Genomic DNA, 17768 nt, shown 5'->3' with positions numbered 1-17768 from the left:
CGCCCCGAAAAGTGCAGGCTGCTTTTTTCGCGCCAATCCCTTTCCGAAACACACCATGAACCCCACCCTATCCCCCTTATTCCAACAACTCAACACCGTCATCCTGGGCAAAGAGCCGATTTTGAAACAACTGGTCGCCTGCATTCTGGCGGGCGGGCACGTTTTATTGGAAGACGTGCCCGGCGTCGGCAAAACCACGTTGGCCACATCTTTGGCGGCGGTGCTCGGCCTGCGTTACCAGCGCGTCCAGTTTACCAACGACATGCTGCCGGCCGATTTGCTCGGCGTGAACGTGTTCGTGCCCGGCGACGGCTCATTCAAATTCCATCCGGGCCCCGTGTTCCACAGCTTCGTGCTGGCGGACGAAATCAACCGCGCCTCACCCAAAGTGCAGTCTGCCTTGCTGGAAGCGATGGAGGAAGGACAGGTATCCGTGGACGGCAAAACCTATCGCCTGCCCAAACCGTTTTTGGTGGCGGCCACGCAAAACCCGTCCGAGCAACTGGGCACCTTCCCGCTGCCCGAAAGCCAGCTCGACCGTTTTATGATGCGTTTGAGCATGGGCTATCCTGCCGCGGAATCGGAAAAAAACCTGTATTTCAAAGGCGACCGCCGCGCGCTGATTCGGCAAATCCAAGCCGTCGGTTCACCAGAAACCGTGTTGCAATGGCAAACCAAAGTGCGGCAAATTACCGTGTCGGAAGCGATTGCCGATTATGTGTACCGACTGGTTTCGGCAACGCGGCGCACCGGCCTGTTCACCGTGGGTTTGAGCCCGCGCGCGGGTTTGGCGGTGGTGAATGCGGCCAAGGCGTGGGCGTTTTTGGACGGGCGCGATTTTGTGGTGCCGGAAGACGTGAAAGCCGTGTGGCTGCCCGTCACCAACCACCGCGTGCAGTCGTTGCAGCAGCAGGGCAGCCGCCAATTATTAGCGGAAATCTTGGAACATGTCGCAGCGTAAATGGGAGGCCTGCCTGCCTTTGCAGGGCGAAACGCTCGTCACGCGGCGGTATATCCGCCTGCGCCCCACCAAATTGAGTTTGGTGATGCTGGCGTTGAGTGCGGCGGTTTGGATTGGCGCGGCCAATTATCAAGTGAACGTGGCCTATGCCGTGTGTTTTTGGGTCATCGGCTTTATCGGCGTGTCGGCATTGCTCACGCAGCGGCAGCTGATGGGGCTGAATGTGCAGGCTGCCTGCACGGGCGAAGTGTTTGCCGGCGGCACGGCCAAGGCGCATATCCGCTTTTCCGCCCACACGCGCCAAAGCCGCCTTTTGTGGTGGCACGACGAAGGCGCGCACCTGCCAAAGCAGCCTGCACCCGCCGAACCGCAGTGGCACGAAGTCACGCTGTCGCAGGAAAACCAATGGCAGGCGCAAAACGTGTGGGAAATCCCCATTGCGCAGCGCGGATATTTCCCGCAGCCTTTGCACATCACCGTGTCCACCAGCGCGCCGTTCGGGCTGTTCTGCGCCGAGTGCAGGCTGCTTTGGCCGTCTGAAAACATTGCCTTTGCCGCGCCTTTGGAGCACAGCCATTGGGGCGGGGATTTGGCCGCCGTATCGGACGAACCTGCGCAGCACGCCGGAATGCACGGCGAAGACATTGCCTATCTGAACCCGCACCAAGCCGGCAACAGCCTGCAACACGTCGCATGGAAAACCTATGCCAAACGCGGCGAACTGATGGACAAAGTGTTTGACGAGCCGCTGCTCCGGCATCAAGACGAAACCATTTCCTACAAAGACTATCCGCCCGGTACGCCCAAAGACACGCTGGCCGGCCTGATGACCCACCGCGTGCTGCTGGCCGAACGGCACCAACACCGCTACACGCTGGAGCTGCCCGGCAGCACGATTCCGCCGCAAAACGGCATGCGCGAAAAATGCCTGACCGCGCTGGCACTGATGTAAACGAAAGCAGCCTGCACATGCAAAAATTCATCCTGTTGCGCGGACACGAAGGCGCAGGCAAATCCACCTTTGCCCGTCAGAAAATTGCCGAATTCTTACGCGATTACCCGCATGCCGAAATCGTCCATATCGACAACGATGCCGCATTGACCGGGCCGGACGGCGTGTACCGCTTCGATTTCGAGCGTTTTGCCGAAGCCCACCGCCGCAACATGCAGCGGCAGCACGAAGCCTTTGCCCAAGGGTGGCGGCAGCCCGAACGCGATATGCTGGTGATTAACGCCAACCCCAACCAAAAAGCCAAAACCTGTCTGGCGCAACTGGAAACGGCACAGGCGCACGGTTTTTGCACCGAAGTGTACCGCCTGCATTATTTTTTTCCCAACCTGCACGGCGTGCCGGAAGACGACGTGCGTCGCAGCTACGAACGGCTGAACCAAAACCCCGTGGACGGCGAAATCCATTGGCCGGAACACGCCCCGCTTTATAGTGGATTAAAATAAAAATGAGACAAGGCGGCGAGCCGCAAGGCGTACAGGTAGTACGTCAAGGCGAGCCAACGCCGTATCATTGCAATTTTAATCCACTATAACGTGCAGGCTGCTTTTAAAGCCCGTAGACACCGCGTATAACCCGAAAAGCAGCCTGCACCCACACCGAATCAGAAAGCACACCATGAACACCACTTTTGAAACAACCGAATCCGACTGGGCAGAAGGCGAAAGCGAACAGGCAGCCTGCATCGACCTGACCGTGCCCAACGAACTGGCCGGCACACGGCTGGACGCCGCATTGGCCAAACTGCTGCCCGATTATTCGCGCAGCCGCATCACCTCGTGGATTAAAGACGGGCTGGTGCAATGCAACGGCCAAACCGCCAGCCCCAAACACAAACTTATCGGCGGCGAACTCCTGCGCGTGCAGATTCAGCCCAGCGATGAAAACCAAGCCTTCGAACCAGAAGCCATGGATTTGGACATCGTGTATGAAGACGACAGCGTGATTGTGCTGAACAAACCCGCCGGTTTGGTGGTTCACCCCGCCGCCGGCAACTGGACAGGCACGCTGCTCAACGGCCTGCTCGCACACTGCCCCGAATTGGGCCAAGTGCCGCGCGCCGGCATCGTACACCGCTTGGACAAAGACACCAGCGGCCTGATGGTGGTGGCCAAAACACTGCCCGCGCAAAACCACTTGGTGCAGCAGCTGCAAAACCGCAGCGTGAAGCGGATTTATCGCGCCGTGGCAGACGGCATCGTCCCGTTTGACGGCAAAATCGAAACGCTCATCGGCCGCGACCCGCACAACCGCCTGAAAATGGCCGTGGTCAAATTCGGCGGCAAAGAAGCCGTGACCCATGTGTCCGTGCTGGAACGCTATCAGGCGCACAGCTATATCGAATGCCGCTTGGAAACGGGACGCACACACCAAATCCGCGTGCACATGCGCGAAGCCCGCCACCCGCTGGCAGGCGACCCCGTGTACGGCAACCCGCGCCACGCCTGCTCGCCCGCCGTGAAGGAAACCGTGAAGCAGCTGGCACGCCAAGCCCTGCACGCCCACCGTTTGAGCTTCATCCACCCCAAATCGGGCGAATGGCTGTCGTTTGAAGCCCCCATCCCTGCCGATATGTACCACCTGCTGTCGGTGCTGCGGCTGGAAAGCGGCTTGGATTCGTCGTTGTCCAAAGAAGCGGAATGGGCGGACACGTTTGCCGATGAAGAAGACGATTGGAACGAAGACGATTACGACGTTCAAGTCGTGTATGTGAAAGACTGATGTGCAGGCTGCTTTTGAAGGTTATCCGATATGCTGACCGCCCTTCTTGTCTATTTCGCCGTCACCATCGTGTTCTATCTTTACAGCTTCGCCCAATTCGAATATATGATGGATGCACTCAAACAAGTCCCCGAACTTTACCGCGAAGCCGGCCGGCCGCAGGATTCGGACATCATGTTCGTGCATCCGTATTTCGGCTGGACGCTGCTGCAGTTCCTGTGGCGGCACAAAACCAAACCCGAACCGCTGCCCATGCCGCCGGGCGAATACCGCCGCATCCGCCTGCTCGTGCTGACGGCGGCCGCTGAATTTTATACCGGCTTTTTCTTGTTGCTGACGTGCGGCCACCTCATCGCCACGCTGGATTGAGCCGCCGAACCCCTATTGAATATCAACCAACAAAAAGTGCAGGCTGCCCCGCAAAAAGCAGCCTGCACCCTGTCGGACACGCTATGAACAAATCGCAAAAACACACCGCGCGGCAGCAGCTGCAACAGCGTTTGGGTTATACTTTCCGCCAACCCGAACTGCTGCAACAAGCGCTCACCCACCGCAGCGCGGGCAAAAACAACAACGAACGGCTGGAATTTGTCGGCGACGGCATTGTCAATTTCGTGGTGGCGCAAATGCTGTACCACGCCTTCCCCGACCTGCCCGAAGGCCGTTTGTCCGTCCTGCGCACGCATTTGGTAAAAGAAGCCGCATTGGCGGAAATGGCGCGCGAATTGGGCGTGGGCGCGGCATTGACGCTGGGCGTGGGCGAACTGAAAAGCGGCGGCCACGACCGGCCGTCCATTTTGGCCGATGCACTCGAAGCCCTGTTTGCCGCCATCCGCCTGGATGCCGATTTGCCCACGGTGGAGCGCATCATCCAGCAGCTGTTCAGCCAACGCATCGCCCATATCGACCAACACCAGCCCGCAAAAGACAACAAAACCCGCTTGCAGGAGGCTTTGCAGGCGTGCAGGCTGCCTTTGCCCAAATACCGCATCGAAAAGCAGACCGGCGAAGGCGAACACGCGCAATTTGACGTATCATGCGATTTGGGCGAGCTGGGCAAAATCACCTACGCCCACGCCCACAGCCGCCGCGAGGCCGAACAAGAATGTGCCCGTCAGGCATTGCTGTGGCTGGAAGAACACCAGCCCGCCCTGTCCAAAAATCATAAAAAACGCCGCTAATATAGTCGATTAAAATAAAAATGAGATAAGGCGGCGAGCCGCAAGGCGTACAGGTAGTACGTCAAGGCGAGCCAACGCCGTATCATTGCAATTTTAATCGACTATACATTCACTGCAAACGGAGAAACCAATGTTATTCTTAATATTCAGCGTCTTGGCCAGCGTATCGGTCAGCCTGTTGTTGAAATTCGCGCGCGCGCGCAGCCTGAGTATTGAACAGATGGTGGCCTGCAATTACTGGGTTGCCATTGCCCTGACGCTGCTGTTTTTGCAGCCGGATATCGCACTCACCGCGCAATCCGCCCAATTCTCATCTGCCGCCCTGTGGCTGCTGCTCGGCATCCTGCTGCCCAGCGTGTTTGTGGCCATGGGCCGGGCCGTGGCCAGTGCGGGCATCATCAAATCCGATGCCGCCCAGCGTTTGTCGCTGTTTTTGCCCGTGCTGGCCGCCTTCACGCTGTTTGGCGAAGCCATCGTCCCCCACCGCTTGGCGGGCTTGGTGTTGGCCATGCTGGCCTTGTGCGGCGTGTTGTACAAACCCGAAAAATCGCAGCCGCGCAGCTCTTGGTGGCTGCTGGCCGTTTGGCTGGGATACGGCATTATCGATATTTTGTTCAAACAATTATCCAAACAGGGAACCGCGTTTGCAGGCAGCCTGCTGATGGTGTTTTCGCTGGCGGCGGTGCTGATGTTGGCCTATTTGTGGCGACGCAAAACCCAATGGCACCGCTGGAACGTGCTGGCTGGCATGCTGCTGGGCGTGCTGAATTTCCTCAATATCCTGTTTTACATCAAAGCACACCAAGCCTTTAAAGAAAGCCCGACGCTGGTATTTGCCGGCATGAACATGGGCGTGATTGTTTTGGGAACGCTGGCCGGCGCGTTCGTTTTCCGCGAACGTGTGAATCCTTACAACTGGGCAGGCATTGTGTTGGCCTTAGCCGCCATTGCCTGCCTGTATTACGGCCAATCTTTTTTCTAATCTGCAAAGGATAACCAAATGGCGCACATAGCCCCGATTGCCCTGCGGCAGGCCATGCCGAATACCGAGCCGCACCCCACCGCCGCCTATTGGCGCAAATGCCAGGTGGAAGAACTGTTCAACCTGCCGTTTCTGGACTTGGTGTTCCAAGCCGCCAGCGTGCACCGTCAGAATTTCGATGCGCAGAAAATCCAACTGTCCACCCTGTTGTCGATTAAAACCGGCGGCTGTTCGGAGGATTGCGAATATTGCCCGCAGTCGGCGCATTACCACACGGGCGTGGAAAAATCGGAAATGCTGGATGTGGCGGAAGTGGTGGAAAAAGCCAAAATTGCCCAATCGCGCGGTGCCAGCCGCTTCTGCATGGGCGCGGCATGGCGCGGGCCGAAGCCGACCGATGTCGCCTTGGTCAGCGAAATGGTGCGCGCGGTAAAATCGCTCGGGCTGGAAACCTGCGGCACGTTCGGCCTGCTGGAAGACGGCATGGCGGAAGATTTGAAGCAGGCAGGTTTGGATTATTACAACCACAATCTGGACACCGACCCCGAACGCTACAACGACATCATCCACACGCGCCGCCACGAAGACCGCATGGACACGCTGGGCAAAATCCGCCAAGCGGGGCTGAAAGTGTGCTGCGGCGGCATTGTGGGCATGAACGAAACGCGTGCCGAGCGCGCCGGTCTGATTGCCAGTTTGGCGAATCTGGACCCGCAGCCCGAAAGCGTGCCGATTAACCAACTGGTGCGTACCGAAGGCACGCCGCTGGAAAACGCGGAAGATTTGGACTGGACGGAATTTGTCCGCACGATTGCGGTGGCGCGGATTACCATGCCGCACAGCTTGGTGCGATTAAGCGCGGGGCGCAGCGATATGCCCGAATCGGTGCAGGCCATGTGTTTCCTGGCCGGTGCCAATTCGATTTTCTACGGCGACAAGCTGCTCACATCGGGCAACCCTGCCGAAGATACCGACCGCCTGCTGATGGAAAAACTGGATTTGTCGGCCATGTGAACATGAAAAAAAGCAGCCTGCACTTTGGTTTTCAGAGTGCAGGCTGCTTTTTTGACTTATCACGGCGCTTTACGGTCGATTTTATCGATGATGCGTGCAATTTGCCGCACGCTGGGCGTTGCGCCGACTTCCCAGCGGATAATGGCGATTTTGGCCGCTTCGGTGGCCAGATTTTTGCGGTTGTCGGCTTCTTGGCGGTCGGCCTGCTCATGCGTGGCATCGTCAATTTCAATCGCGGCAATCGGCGTGCCATCCAGGCGGCAGACCACGAAGTCGTAACTCATGCGGCTGATGAAGTTGAACCAATAGAAATTTTCCGCATTCGGCGGCGTTTCGATAATCCGCGACACCTGCACCTGCGGGAATACCATGTAATCGTCCAGCGCTTCCAGCAGCGTGTCGTACACCTGCATTTCGGTGGCCGTCATGATATGGCGCCGCTGGTACGGCAGCTTGGTGCGCCCGTCAAACGGATTGCGCCTTTTGCGCCTGTGCCGCCAAAACAGCCACAGCCACAAAAAGCAGCCTGCAACCGTCAGCAAAATAAAAATCGTACTGTGTTTCATGTTGTATTGCCCTGCTTTTTAGGGTGCAGGCTGCTTTTGAAGCGGCGCACACGGCTATCGGCCGCCTGCGTCCTGCGGATTGGGTTGCCGTTCCGGCGGCGTTGCCAGCAGGCGGCGGCCATTGGCAATAAAGCGGCGAGCTATCATTTCTGAACCGTAATCATTAAAATGATCTTTGTCAAAAAATATGGGTAAGCCGTTTATAATAAAGTCATGCGGAACTAAATCCATAGGATCCACCCAATGTACCTGTGGATATTTTTGGACGATGTTAAGAATAGCTTGGTTGGCATTTTCTGAGTCCTGCTGCATCTTTCTTTGCCGTTCATTCAGTGGCAAAGAGAAACCGATAGATTGCAGATGCATTTTTCGGGGAATATTCATAACTGCATAAGGACTATCTTTCAAAACATAGACAGTTTTGTTTTTATTCAGCAAATATTGAAGTGTTTTCTCAAAATTTTGGGCAAAATTTTCTTCTTCCATGCGCTCATACCACCGGTTAGATAAAACAACTACCTGATATTTATATATATTATTTTCCACATGGCGACGCATAGCCAAACAGTTGTTACGCAAATGCTCTTTTCGTTGCAATACCTTATGTACTATATCCGTGTTATAGACAAAAGGACAGGTGCTTACCGACACGGCATGTGCTGCCCAGCCTTCATTTTGACCAGCCAACTCATAGAGTTTGTGTAAATGCATATTATGTGAATCACCTACTGTCAGTACGGTTACAGGTTTATCACGATCCCCTTTAATACATTCGTCAGGATTATTTTCATTAAAACAAGCACCTGTTGTGGTATAGAGTTTTTTATAATCTGGGGCGTAACGTATCTGCTTGTCATAAACTATCCGACCAGCATTCACCCCCAACCCCAGCGCAAAATACACCGCCATCACGCCCGCAAATGCCTTGCCCGACAGTTTCTTGCTGTGCCGTATCGGGTTTTCCACCCAGCGGTACGATATCCACGAAGCCAATACCACGCCCGCCATCGACACAATGACGACGGATACGGGCAGCACGTTGTCCATATAAACATAACGCAGCAGTGCCAATACCGGCCAATGCCACAGATACAAAGGATAGGAAATCAGGCCGACGGCGACGAACGGTTTCCATGCCAGCACACGGCTGATTTTGCTGTTGCCGCAAGCCATCAGCCATGCGGTGGCACCGCAAATAACGATGCGTTCGATGTAACCGCCGCCGGGTAAAGTTTCTTTGGGCAGGCACAGGCAGGCGAGCGCGGCAACGGCGGCAGTGCAGGCTGCAATTTCATGTTGCAAACCGGTTCGTACGGCTGGATTGGCGGATTTGCCTGCGGTGAAAACGGCGGCCAGCGAACCGAACAGTAATTCGTAGGCGCGCACTTGCGGCAGGTAGTAGGCTTCGGCTTTGTATTCCATCAGGCCGGAAAGCAGGCTGGCGGCCATCATGGCGATGACGGCATGCACGGTGTATTTGGGGCGGTATTTGTGCACCAGCCATATCAATAGCGGGAACACGAAGTAAAACTGTTCTTCCACCGACAGCGACCAGATGTGCAGCAGTGGTTTTTCGGCCGACTGAATATCGAAATAGCCGCCGCTTTGGGCAAAAAACAGATTGGCGCCGAACAGCAGGGAGGAGCGCAGCGAACGCAGATAGGCGATGAAATCGTCGGGTGTCAGCAGCCAGACGCAGGCGGCCGTACAGGCGGCGAGCATGAACAGGAAGGCGGGCAATATGCGTTTGGCGCGGCGCTGGTAGAAATTCAGCAGCGAGAAGCGTTGCTCGGCCAATTCGCGTTGGATGATGCCGGTAATCAGATAGCCGGAAATGACGAAAAAAATATCCACGCCGAGAAAGCCGCCGGGCAGCAAATTGGCATGGATATGAAACAGGATGACGGAAATAACGGCAACGGCGCGCAGCCCGTCAATGTCGGGTCGGTAGGAAAGTGGGTGTTTGACGGTATGGTTGTTCATTTTGAATTAATGTGAAACCGTGATTGATGGGGGTGCAGGCTGCTTGAAAGGTTCGCTAACTTTCAAGCAGCCTGCACTCGGTTCAAACAGCAATCAGTCTTTCTTCGCCTGCGAGAACTGGCGGCGGCGTTCGTGCTCGGTCAGGAAACGTTTGCGCAGACGGATGGACTGCGGCGTGATTTCCACCAGCTCGTCGTCATCGATAAACTCTACCGCGCTTTCCAGCGTCAGCTTAATCGGCGTGGTCAGGCGCACGGCTTCGTCGGTGCCGCTGGCGCGTACGTTGGTGAGTTTTTTGCCTTTGAGCGGGTTCACCACCAAATCGTTATCGCGGCTGTGGATGCCGATAATCATGCCTTCGTAAATTTTATCGTTCGGCGACACGAACATGCGGCCGCGGTCTTCCAAGTTCCACAGCGCATACGCCACGGCCTCGCCCTGCTCTTGCGACACCAGCACGCCGTTGTGGCGGCCGGGCATATCAGGTTTCACGGGGGCGTAGTCGTCGAACACGTGGCTCATCAAGCCCGTGCCGCGCGTCATGGTCATAAATTCGCCTTGGAAGCCGATGAGGCCGCGCGCGGGAATGTGGTATTCCAAGCGGGTGCGGCCGTTGCCGTCGCTTTCCATGTTGGTGAGCTCGCCACGGCGGCGGCCAAGTTCTTCCATCACTGCACCTTGGTTTTCGTCGGGCACGTCCACGGTCAGGTTTTCATACGGCTCGCATTTTTGGCCGTTAATTTCGCGGTACACCACGCGCGGTTTGCCCACGGCCAGTTCATAGCCTTCGCGGCGCATGTTTTCCAGCAAAATCGTCAGGTGCAGCTCGCCGCGGCCGGACACGCGGAACACGTCCGCATCTTCCGTATCTTCCACGCGCAGGGCCACGTTGGTGAGCAGTTCGCGTTGCAGGCGGTCGCGGATTTGGCGGCTGGTGACGAATTTGCCTTCGGTGCCGGCCAGCGGCGATGTGTTCACCATAAAGTCCATGGTCAGGGTCGGTTCGTCCACGCTCAACATCGGTACGCCCATCGGGTTGTCTTTATCACAAATGGTGACGCCGATACCGATTTCGTCAATGCCGGAAATAATCACGATGTCGCCCGCTTCAGCTTCGTCCTGCGGCACACGCTCCAAGCCTTTGAAACCCAAAAGCTGGTTGATGCGGCCGGTGGCGATTTGCTGGTCGTGGTTCATCACGGCCACCTGCATGCCCGGTTTGATATGGCCGTTCAAAATTCGGCCGATACCCAAACGGCCGGTATAGTTGTCGTAGTCCAGTTGCGAAATTTGCAGTTGCAGCGGCGCGTCCGCATCACCGCTAGGCGGCGGCGTGTGTTTCAAAATGGTTTCGAACAGCACACGCATATCGGTTTCCGTGCCGTCTTCTTCCAAACGCGCAAAGCCGCTCAAACCGGAAGCGTACACAATCGGGAAATCCAGCTGCTCGTTGGTCGCGCCCAATGCGTCGAACAGTTCGAAGGTTTGGTCAATCACCCAGCTGGCACGGGCAGAAGGTTTGTCGATTTTGTTAATCACAACAATGGGTTTCAGACCGAGCGCAAGGGCTTTTTTGGTCACGAAGCGGGTTTGCGGCATCGGGCCTTCCTGCGCGTCCACCAACAGCACCACGCAGTCCACCATGCCCAGCACGCGTTCCACTTCGCCGCCGAAGTCGGCGTGCCCCGGGGTGTCCACGATGTTGATGTGGTAGCCGTTGTATTCGATGGCGGTGTTTTTGGCCAGAATGGTGATGCCGCGTTCTTTTTCAAGGTCGTTGCTGTCCATCACGCGCTCGTCCACCTGCTGGTTTTCGCGGAAAGTGCCGGATTGGCGCAGGAGTTGGTCCACCAGCGTGGTTTTGCCGTGGTCCACGTGGGCGATGATGGCAATGTTGCGGATATTTTTCATGAGATTTGGTTGCCTTAATAATTAGGTTAAAACGGAAAAAACCGTGCATTATAGCACGGTGGATCGGAGTGTTGCCTTAAACCGACTTGAATTGGGCGAAAGCCGTTATTCCGAAGTCAGCGCATTCATGCAGAAGTTATACTCTTCCACGCCAATACGTTCGGCAATTTGTTTTTTGGTATCTGCGTCAAGTACGGCCTTGGCATCCGCAGGAAGATTGACACGCCAGGCTTTGCTGATGGCAATATCGATGGCACTGTCCAGCATGCTGCGGGCTTGTTCGCTGACTGCGGCAGGCGCGTATTTTTGACGCAGGTGCGTTTTGGTGTCGTCGGGTTTTTCATCGTTCAAACGGGCCAAAATGGCATCGTGCGACACCAGCGCTGACACTTTGCAATAGGTTTCCGCATTGGTGGCGGCTTGCTGCGGCCGGTTGCGGCCTGCCGGAGAAGAGGGTTTGGCATAAACAGTAGTAGAAGCAAGCAGAGCGGCCAAACAAACAGCGGCTTTCCATGTTGCCATGATATTTTCCTTTTCTATTATTTTGGATGATGATTTGCAGATAAGCAGTCGAAATATGCGCCGCATTATAGCACAAACCGGCAAAAAGCAGCCTGCACTTCTTCGGGTGCAGGCTGCTTTTTGCGCGCGTGGTATTTTTACAGGCCTTCACTTATAATCCGCATTTCAATTGAATATACAGCGACGGAGTTACACAAACATGAACATCACTGCCGAAAAGAAAATGAACGTGGAAAGTTTCAATCTGGACCACACCAAAGTCAAAGCGCCCTATGTCCGCCTGGCGTGCATCACCGACGGCGACCACGGCGACACGATTTACAAATATGACTTGCGCGTGTGCCAGCCCAACCAAGACCACATGGAAATGCCCGCCCTGCACTCTTTGGAACACTTGATGGCGGAACTGTCGCGCAACCATTCCGACAAAATCGTGGACATCAGCCCCATGGGTTGCCAGACGGGATTTTATGTTACCCTGCTGAATATTGCCAATTACCAAGAAGCGCTGCGCCTGATTGAACTGACGCTGCAAGACGTGCTGGCGGCCGAAGAAGTGCCTGCCTGCAACGTGGTGCAATGCGGCTGGGCGGCCAGCCACAGCTTGGAAGGCGCGCAAAAAATCGCCCGCTACCTGCTGGACAACCGCAGCCAATGGGAGGAAATCTTTGCATGAATCCAACGGCGAAACACGGGCAGCGCATCGGCATCATCGGCGCCATGGAAGCAGAAGTCGCCCTGCTGCGCGACAGCCTGAACGGCTTGAAAACCCACCGCTTCGGCAAAAATTTTGTTGTGTACACGGGGCAGTTTGCCGGCAAAGACATTGCCTTGTGCCAAAGCGGCATCGGCAAAGTGAATGCGGCCATCGCCACCACGCTGCTGAAAGAGCATTTCGCGCCCGACATGGTGATTAACACAGGCAGCGCGGGCGGCATCGGCGGCGGTTTGAAGGTGGGCGACGTGGTGGTGGGCACGCACATCATGCACCACGATGTCGATGTGACCGCGTTCGGCTACCAACACGGTCAAGTGCCGCAACTGCCCGCCGCGTTTACCTGCGATAAAACCTTGGTGGCGGCAGCGGAAAAAGCAGCCTGCACCTTCCAAGCCGCGCGCGTAATGCACGGGCTGATTGTGAGCGGCGATTCGTTTATCAACAGCAAGGCCGCGATTGAACAGATTCACGCTCGGCTGCCGCAACCGCTGGCGGTGGAAATGGAAGCCGCCGCCATCGCGCAGACGTGTTACCAGCTGGATACGCCGTTTGTGGTCATCCGCGCCATTTCCGACAGCGCGGAAGATTCGGCTTCCGTGAGCTTTGAGGAGTTTCTGGAAGTGGCGGCGAAACATTCGGCGCAAATGGTTCAGCAGATGATTCGGGCGCTGTGAACATGACAAAAAGCAGCCTGCACCCCAAAAAACAAGGTGCAGGCTGCTTTTTTATAGCGCTCGGCAATACGGCAAATTAGAAATTCATGTCGTATTCGCGGTTGCCTTTATACACTTCTACCGAATAAGCGCATCTGTCTTTTTCGCAATCGGTAATGGTGTAGTTCAGTTTGTATTCACCGGTGCGGTTAGCACGCAGGCTGAACATTGGCGAGCTGTTTTCAGCTTGGGAGAAGCTCTCGATTTCTTGGCCGTTTTGAGTCAGGGTCAATTTGGCCTCGTTGCATTCGTAATCACAGTCTGCCATGAAACCGTAGAATTTGCCGGCTTCCAAACGCACAGGGTAAGACACGGTGCGGTTGGCAGGTGTAGTGCCGGATTTAATCATCATGCGGCGTGCGCCAGGGTCGCGTTTGCCGATTTGTATTTTGTTGATTTCCTGTGCTTGGCCCAACCAGTTGTCTCTTGCCAAAGCGGGGGTTGCCAATGAAGCAGCTGCGATCAAGATTGCTAATTTTTTCAACATAATGAAAGCTCCAATTAAAATAAATGATGTGTAGGAAACTACACGCGGGTTTCAGACACGGTCCGTGCCAGAATCTCTTCTGCCAAAGCCAGATAAGCCAGCGTGCCTTTGGCTTTGGCATCATAAACCAGTGCAGGCTGCCCGTAGCTGGGTGCCTCTGCCAAACGCACATTGCGCGGAATGGTGGTTTGCAGCAACACATCAGCAAAATGCTGCTGCAACTGCTCGCTCACATCTTGCGCCAAACGGTTTTGGTTGCTGTATAAAGTTCTAATGATACCAAAAATATTGAGTTTCGGGTTGATGGCCTGCCGTATTTTGCGCACGGTCGCCACCAAATCACTAATGCCTTCCAGCGCGTAATATTCGCACACCATCGGCACCAGCACGCCTTCTGCCGCCACCAAACCGTTGAGCGTGAGCAACGTGAGTGTGGGCGGGCAGTCAATCAGCACAAAATCGTAATCGTCCTGCACGGCGGAAAGCGCGTTTTTCAGCCGCATTTCGCGGGCGATTTCCTGCACCAGCTCGATTTCCGCGCCGGCCAGATTCCGGTTGGCCGCCAGCACATCATAGCCGCCCGCCTCACTGCGGATTCGCGCGTCGGCAATATCGGCATCACCGGTCAAAACGGAATATACGCCGTATTGAATATCGCTTTTGTCGATGCCGCTGCCGGTGGTGGCATTGCCCTGCGGATCCAAATCCACCAGCAGGACGCGTTTGCCGAAATGCGCCAAAGATGCCGCCAGATTCACCGCCGTTGTGGTTTTGCCCACACCGCCTTTTTGGTTGGCCACCGCTAAAATTTTCGCGCTCATATCATGCCTTCTTCGGACGCATCAGCACCATGTGGCGTTCGGCATTGAGCGTGGGCACTTCCAGCTTGTCGATTTGGTAAACCTCGACGGAAGCCGGCACGTTTTCCAGTTCTTCATACGGATACACGCCTTTCATGGCCGCCCAATAGCCGTTTTCGTTCAGCAGGTGCTTGGTCAGTGCAATAAAATCGTGCAATTCGGCAAACGCGCGGCTGGTCACCACGTCCACTTTCTTATCGTGCATCGCCTCCACGCGGCCACTGGCGACGGTAACGTTTTGCAAGCCCAGTTCAATCACCGCCTGTTGCAGGAACGATGTTTTTTTGGTGTTCGAATCCAGCAGGGTAATGTTCAAATCGGGACGGCAAATGGCCGCAGGAATGCCAGGCATGCCGCCGCCTGAGCCCACGTCCATCATACTGGTCGCGTTTTTGATGTACGGCAACAGGGTCAGGCTGTCCAAAATGTGGTGGCTGATCATCTGGTTTTCATCGCGCAGGGCGGTGAGGTTGTAGGTATGGTTCCATTTTTTAAGTAGCGCCACATATTCCAGCAACAGCAACTGCTGTGCGGTGGGCAAATCCAAATGCATGGCTTGCAGGCCGAGTTTCAGCTGTTCTTTTAATTCAGTCATCGATTTTTACCTGTTTCGGGCGATTTTTAAAGTGAAATGTAGGTTATTGTAGCAGGCTGCACATGATTGCACTATTTTATTTTTGCCCCGCCCCGCCCTTTCGCACACAACGTTTTGCCGATTCCGATGTTTTTGCAGCCAAAAAATAAATCCTTTATAATTCCACCTTACAAAAACACCCGAAAATAAGATTATGCAACACTCCGTTTGGCTGCCGGATGAGGCGGCCACATTAGCTTTCGGCGCATCGCTAGCAGGCAGCCTGCATGCACCCCTCGTCATTTACCTGAACGGCTCTTTGGGCGCGGGCAAAACCACGTTCGCGCGCGGCCTGCTGAAAGGGTTGGGCTATACGGGCACGGTGAAAAGCCCGACCTACGCCATTGTCGAAAGCTACGGTTTGCCGCAATGCACCGTCCACCATTTCGATTTATACCGCTTCGCCGAACCCGAAGAATGGCACGATGCCGGTTTGGACGATTTAACGGGTGCAGGCTGCATTTGCCTGATCGAATGGGCAGAAAAAGGCGGCGGCAACGTGCCCGCTGCCGATATTTATTTGGATTTTACCGCAAAGGACAACGGTCGGTGCTGCACCGTCCGCACCGCGACAGCACGCGGAGAAAGCGTATTGGCACAATGAAAAAACTCACCCGCCGCAGAATGATGGCATGGCTCTCCGCTTCACTGCTCGGCCCGCTGGCCTATGCCGCCAACATTGCCGCACAGGTTACCGCCGCACAGGTACAGAACGAGCGCGGCCGCACACGCATTTTTATCGACACCAACCACAAAATCGCCTACCGCTATTTCACGCTGGCCAACCCGCACCGGTTGGTCATCGATTTGGACGGCATCCACCAAAACCTGCCGCTGACACGCCTAGCGCAGCAAATCGACAAACAGCACCCGCTGATTAAAAACATCCGCATCGGCCAGCAAAACGCGAAAACCCTGCGCTTGGTCATCGATTTAAAGCAGCCTGCAAAAGTTGTGGTAACGGCAACACCGCTCGACCAAGGCAATAAGCAGCGTATTTATATCGAACTGGCGGGCAGCGGCAGCAACACGGAAAGCGGCGCGCAAAACGACAATCCGCCGCACGAAGATGCCATCGGCTCATTGATTCAGCAGCAAACCCCGTCCGCCCAGCAAAAGCAGCCTGCACCCCAGGCCAACCGCCGCACGCGCAAACCCGTGATTATGCTCGACCCGGGGCATGGTGGCGTTGACCCCGGCGCCATCGGCCCCGGTGGCGTGAAGGAGAAAGACGTGGCCTTTGCCGTGGCGCTGGCCGCACAATCCCAACTGAAAGCCAAGGGCTACATCGTCCACATGACGCGCACCACCGATGTGAAAATCCCCCTGCTGGCCCGCCGCCAAAAAGCGCGCCAAGTCAATGCCGACCTGTTCATCTCCATTCACGCCAACTCCGCAGAAGGTGCACCCACCGCACGCGGTGCCGACGTATATATTTGGGGGCACGCCAACAGCGAACGCGTCCGCCGGCTGGCCAAATCGGAAAACGACGCGGATTTGGTGGACGGCCTCCCCAGCGTGGGCAACAAAGACGTGGACACCATTTTGTCCGATATGATGCAAAGCCAGACCACCGCCGATTCCACGCGCCTGGGCAACCTCATCCTGCGCAACATTTCCGGCAAAGTGAAGCTGCACCGCAGCCAAGTGGACACCGCCAATTTTCTCGTACTGCGCTCCCTGGACATCCCCTCCGTGCTGCTGGAAATGGGGTTCATCTCCAATCCGCAGGACGAAAAACTGCTGTCCTCCGCCAATTACCAGCGCAGCATTGCCGCCGGCATCGCCCAGGCCGTCGAACAATACATGAAGCACGTTACACTCAACTAATGCCGCGCCCCAAAAGTGCAGGCTGCTTTTGAAAGCACACACAGTATTTATGGTACAACGCTCCAAATCCTCCCCCGCGTGGATGCACGAACATGTGAACGACCCCTACGTCCAACGCGCCCAAAAAGACGGCTACCGCGCCCGCGCCGCCTACAAATTATTGGAAATCAACGAAAAAGACAAACTGATTAAATCCGGCACCCTGCTGGCCGATTTGGGCAGCGCACCCGGCAGCTGGTCGCAAGTCGCCGCCAAACTCGTCGGCCCGTCGGGTCAAGTGTTCGCCCTCGACATCCTGCCCATGGAGCGCATTGACGGCGTGGACTTCATCCAAGGCGACTTCCGCGAAGACGAAGTATTGCGCCAATTTGAAAATTTACTCGGCAACCGTCCCTTAGACCTTGTAATTTGCGACATGGCACCCAATATGTCAGGCAATGCCGTCACCGACCAGGCACGCAGCTATTATTTATGCGAACTGGCGCTGGATTTTGCCCGAAACCACCTGAAACCAGGCGGGTCGTTTTTGATCAAAGTCTTCCAAGGCGCAGGCTACCAAGAATACCTGGCCGAGATGCGCAGCCTGTTTCAAACCGTGCAGACACGCAAGCCCGATGCCTCGCGCAATCGCTCCAGTGAAATTTACTTATTGGGCAAAAATAAACGCTGACAAGC

Annotated in this window: 20 protein-coding genes; 13 read left to right on the top strand and 7 right to left on the bottom strand. The window is 55.8% G+C overall.

The genetic code is table 11. The annotated features are described in order from the left end of the window. Nucleotides 1-55: 55 nt before the first annotated feature. From HMPREF9098_RS00560 to bioB, 8 genes are all read left to right on the top strand, one after another. A complete protein-coding gene (locus HMPREF9098_RS00560) occupies nt 56-961 on the top strand; it encodes an AAA family ATPase (protein WP_003780938.1) in 906 nt (301 codons plus the stop codon). After that, complete coding sequence (locus HMPREF9098_RS00555) at nt 948-1913, top strand: DUF58 domain-containing protein (RefSeq protein ID WP_003780935.1); 966 nt, start codon at nt 948-950, stop codon at nt 1911-1913. Before HMPREF9098_RS00560 ends, HMPREF9098_RS00555 begins: the two co-directional genes overlap by 14 nt. A gap of 17 nt (nt 1914-1930) precedes the next feature. Next, on the top strand, nt 1931-2416 hold the full coding sequence (locus HMPREF9098_RS00550) for a hypothetical protein (RefSeq protein WP_040564123.1): 486 nt from the start codon (nt 1931-1933) through the stop codon (nt 2414-2416). A gap of 172 nt (nt 2417-2588) precedes the next feature. Then, nucleotides 2589-3692: a 23S rRNA pseudouridine(1911/1915/1917) synthase RluD gene (gene rluD, locus HMPREF9098_RS00545; RefSeq protein WP_003780928.1), complete on the top strand. Its 1104-nt coding sequence runs from the start codon at nt 2589-2591 to the stop codon at nt 3690-3692. Between the two features lie 30 nt (nt 3693-3722). After that, nucleotides 3723-4061 (top strand): hypothetical protein, encoded by a 339-nt coding sequence (locus HMPREF9098_RS00540; protein WP_003780925.1) that lies wholly within the window; start codon nt 3723-3725, stop codon nt 4059-4061. 83 nt (nt 4062-4144) lie between these two features. After that, nucleotides 4145-4873 (top strand): ribonuclease III, encoded by a 729-nt coding sequence (rnc, locus tag HMPREF9098_RS00535; protein WP_003780922.1) that lies wholly within the window; start codon nt 4145-4147, stop codon nt 4871-4873. A gap of 130 nt (nt 4874-5003) precedes the next feature. Further along, the gene (locus tag HMPREF9098_RS00530; protein WP_003780921.1) at nt 5004-5855 is read left to right on the top strand and encodes an EamA family transporter; all 852 of its coding nucleotides are present in this window, start codon (nt 5004-5006) and stop codon (nt 5853-5855) included. An 18-nt stretch (nt 5856-5873) separates the two neighbouring features. Continuing rightward, nucleotides 5874-6869, top strand: a complete 996-nt coding sequence (gene bioB, locus HMPREF9098_RS00525; protein WP_003780919.1) for a biotin synthase BioB — start codon at nt 5874-5876, stop codon at nt 6867-6869. A gap of 59 nt (nt 6870-6928) precedes the next feature. On the opposite strand, the gene HMPREF9098_RS00520 is transcribed toward bioB, so the two are convergent. The 4 genes from HMPREF9098_RS00520 to HMPREF9098_RS00505 all read right to left on the bottom strand — a co-directional run bounded on the left by HMPREF9098_RS00520 (nt 6929) and on the right by HMPREF9098_RS00505 (nt 11851). Continuing rightward, the gene (locus HMPREF9098_RS00520; protein WP_003780916.1) at nt 6929-7435 is read right to left on the bottom strand and encodes a DUF2726 domain-containing protein; all 507 of its coding nucleotides are present in this window, start codon (nt 7433-7435) and stop codon (nt 6929-6931) included. A gap of 54 nt (nt 7436-7489) precedes the next feature. After that, a complete protein-coding gene (locus HMPREF9098_RS00515) occupies nt 7490-9418 on the bottom strand; it encodes an acyltransferase family protein (RefSeq protein WP_003780913.1) in 1929 nt (642 codons plus the stop codon). Between the two features lie 93 nt (nt 9419-9511). Beyond that, the gene (typA, locus tag HMPREF9098_RS00510; protein WP_003780910.1) at nt 9512-11329 is read right to left on the bottom strand and encodes a translational GTPase TypA; all 1818 of its coding nucleotides are present in this window, start codon (nt 11327-11329) and stop codon (nt 9512-9514) included. A gap of 105 nt (nt 11330-11434) precedes the next feature. Further along, complete coding sequence (locus HMPREF9098_RS00505) at nt 11435-11851, bottom strand: hypothetical protein (protein WP_040564122.1); 417 nt, start codon at nt 11849-11851, stop codon at nt 11435-11437. Between the two features lie 199 nt (nt 11852-12050). Here HMPREF9098_RS00505 and HMPREF9098_RS00500 point away from each other — a divergent pair, with 199 nt between their 5' ends. Together HMPREF9098_RS00500 and mtnN are read left to right on the top strand one after the other, a co-directional pair. Next, nucleotides 12051-12527 carry an S-ribosylhomocysteine lyase gene (locus HMPREF9098_RS00500; RefSeq protein WP_003780906.1) on the top strand — a complete coding sequence of 159 codons (477 nt, stop codon included), beginning with the start codon at nt 12051-12053 and terminating at the stop codon, nt 12525-12527. Continuing rightward, entirely contained in the window at nt 12524-13243 is a 720-nt protein-coding gene (mtnN, locus tag HMPREF9098_RS00495; protein WP_003780905.1) for a 5'-methylthioadenosine/S-adenosylhomocysteine nucleosidase, read from the top strand. The genes HMPREF9098_RS00500 and mtnN overlap by 4 nt, the downstream gene beginning before the upstream one ends. A gap of 76 nt (nt 13244-13319) precedes the next feature. On the opposite strand, the gene HMPREF9098_RS12015 is transcribed toward mtnN, so the two are convergent. Genes HMPREF9098_RS12015 through rsmG form a run of 3 tightly spaced genes read right to left on the bottom strand, consistent with a single transcriptional unit; the run spans nt 13320 to nt 15224 of the window. Further along, nucleotides 13320-13769, bottom strand: a complete 450-nt coding sequence (locus HMPREF9098_RS12015; protein WP_003780904.1) for a hypothetical protein — start codon at nt 13767-13769, stop codon at nt 13320-13322. A 38-nt stretch (nt 13770-13807) separates the two neighbouring features. Beyond that, entirely contained in the window at nt 13808-14590 is a 783-nt protein-coding gene (locus HMPREF9098_RS00485; protein WP_003780903.1) for a ParA family protein, read from the bottom strand. 1 nt (nt 14591) lies between these two features. Next, the gene (rsmG, locus tag HMPREF9098_RS00480; RefSeq protein ID WP_003780902.1) at nt 14592-15224 is read right to left on the bottom strand and encodes a 16S rRNA (guanine(527)-N(7))-methyltransferase RsmG; all 633 of its coding nucleotides are present in this window, start codon (nt 15222-15224) and stop codon (nt 14592-14594) included. 193 nt (nt 15225-15417) lie between these two features. Here rsmG and tsaE point away from each other — a divergent pair, with 193 nt between their 5' ends. From tsaE to rlmE, 3 genes are read left to right on the top strand one after another with little or no spacing between them, the layout of a single operon-like run. Beyond that, nucleotides 15418-15867 carry a tRNA (adenosine(37)-N6)-threonylcarbamoyltransferase complex ATPase subunit type 1 TsaE gene (tsaE, locus tag HMPREF9098_RS00475; protein ID WP_003780900.1) on the top strand — a complete coding sequence of 150 codons (450 nt, stop codon included), beginning with the start codon at nt 15418-15420 and terminating at the stop codon, nt 15865-15867. Further along, a complete protein-coding gene (locus HMPREF9098_RS00470; RefSeq protein WP_040564121.1) occupies nt 15864-17093 on the top strand; it encodes an N-acetylmuramoyl-L-alanine amidase in 1230 nt (409 codons plus the stop codon). Before tsaE ends, HMPREF9098_RS00470 begins: the two co-directional genes overlap by 4 nt. 49 nt (nt 17094-17142) lie before the next feature. Beyond that, nucleotides 17143-17763 (top strand): 23S rRNA (uridine(2552)-2'-O)-methyltransferase RlmE, encoded by a 621-nt coding sequence (gene rlmE / locus HMPREF9098_RS00465; RefSeq protein ID WP_040564120.1) that lies wholly within the window; start codon nt 17143-17145, stop codon nt 17761-17763. Nucleotides 17764-17768 lie beyond the last annotated feature (5 nt).

This window comes from Kingella denitrificans ATCC 33394 (assembly GCF_000190695.1).
GTDB classification, from domain to species: Bacteria; Pseudomonadota; Gammaproteobacteria; order Burkholderiales; family Neisseriaceae; genus Kingella_A; species Kingella_A denitrificans.
Note: the sequence above shows the minus strand (reverse complement) of the source record. Positions and strands in the feature narration are given on the sequence as shown.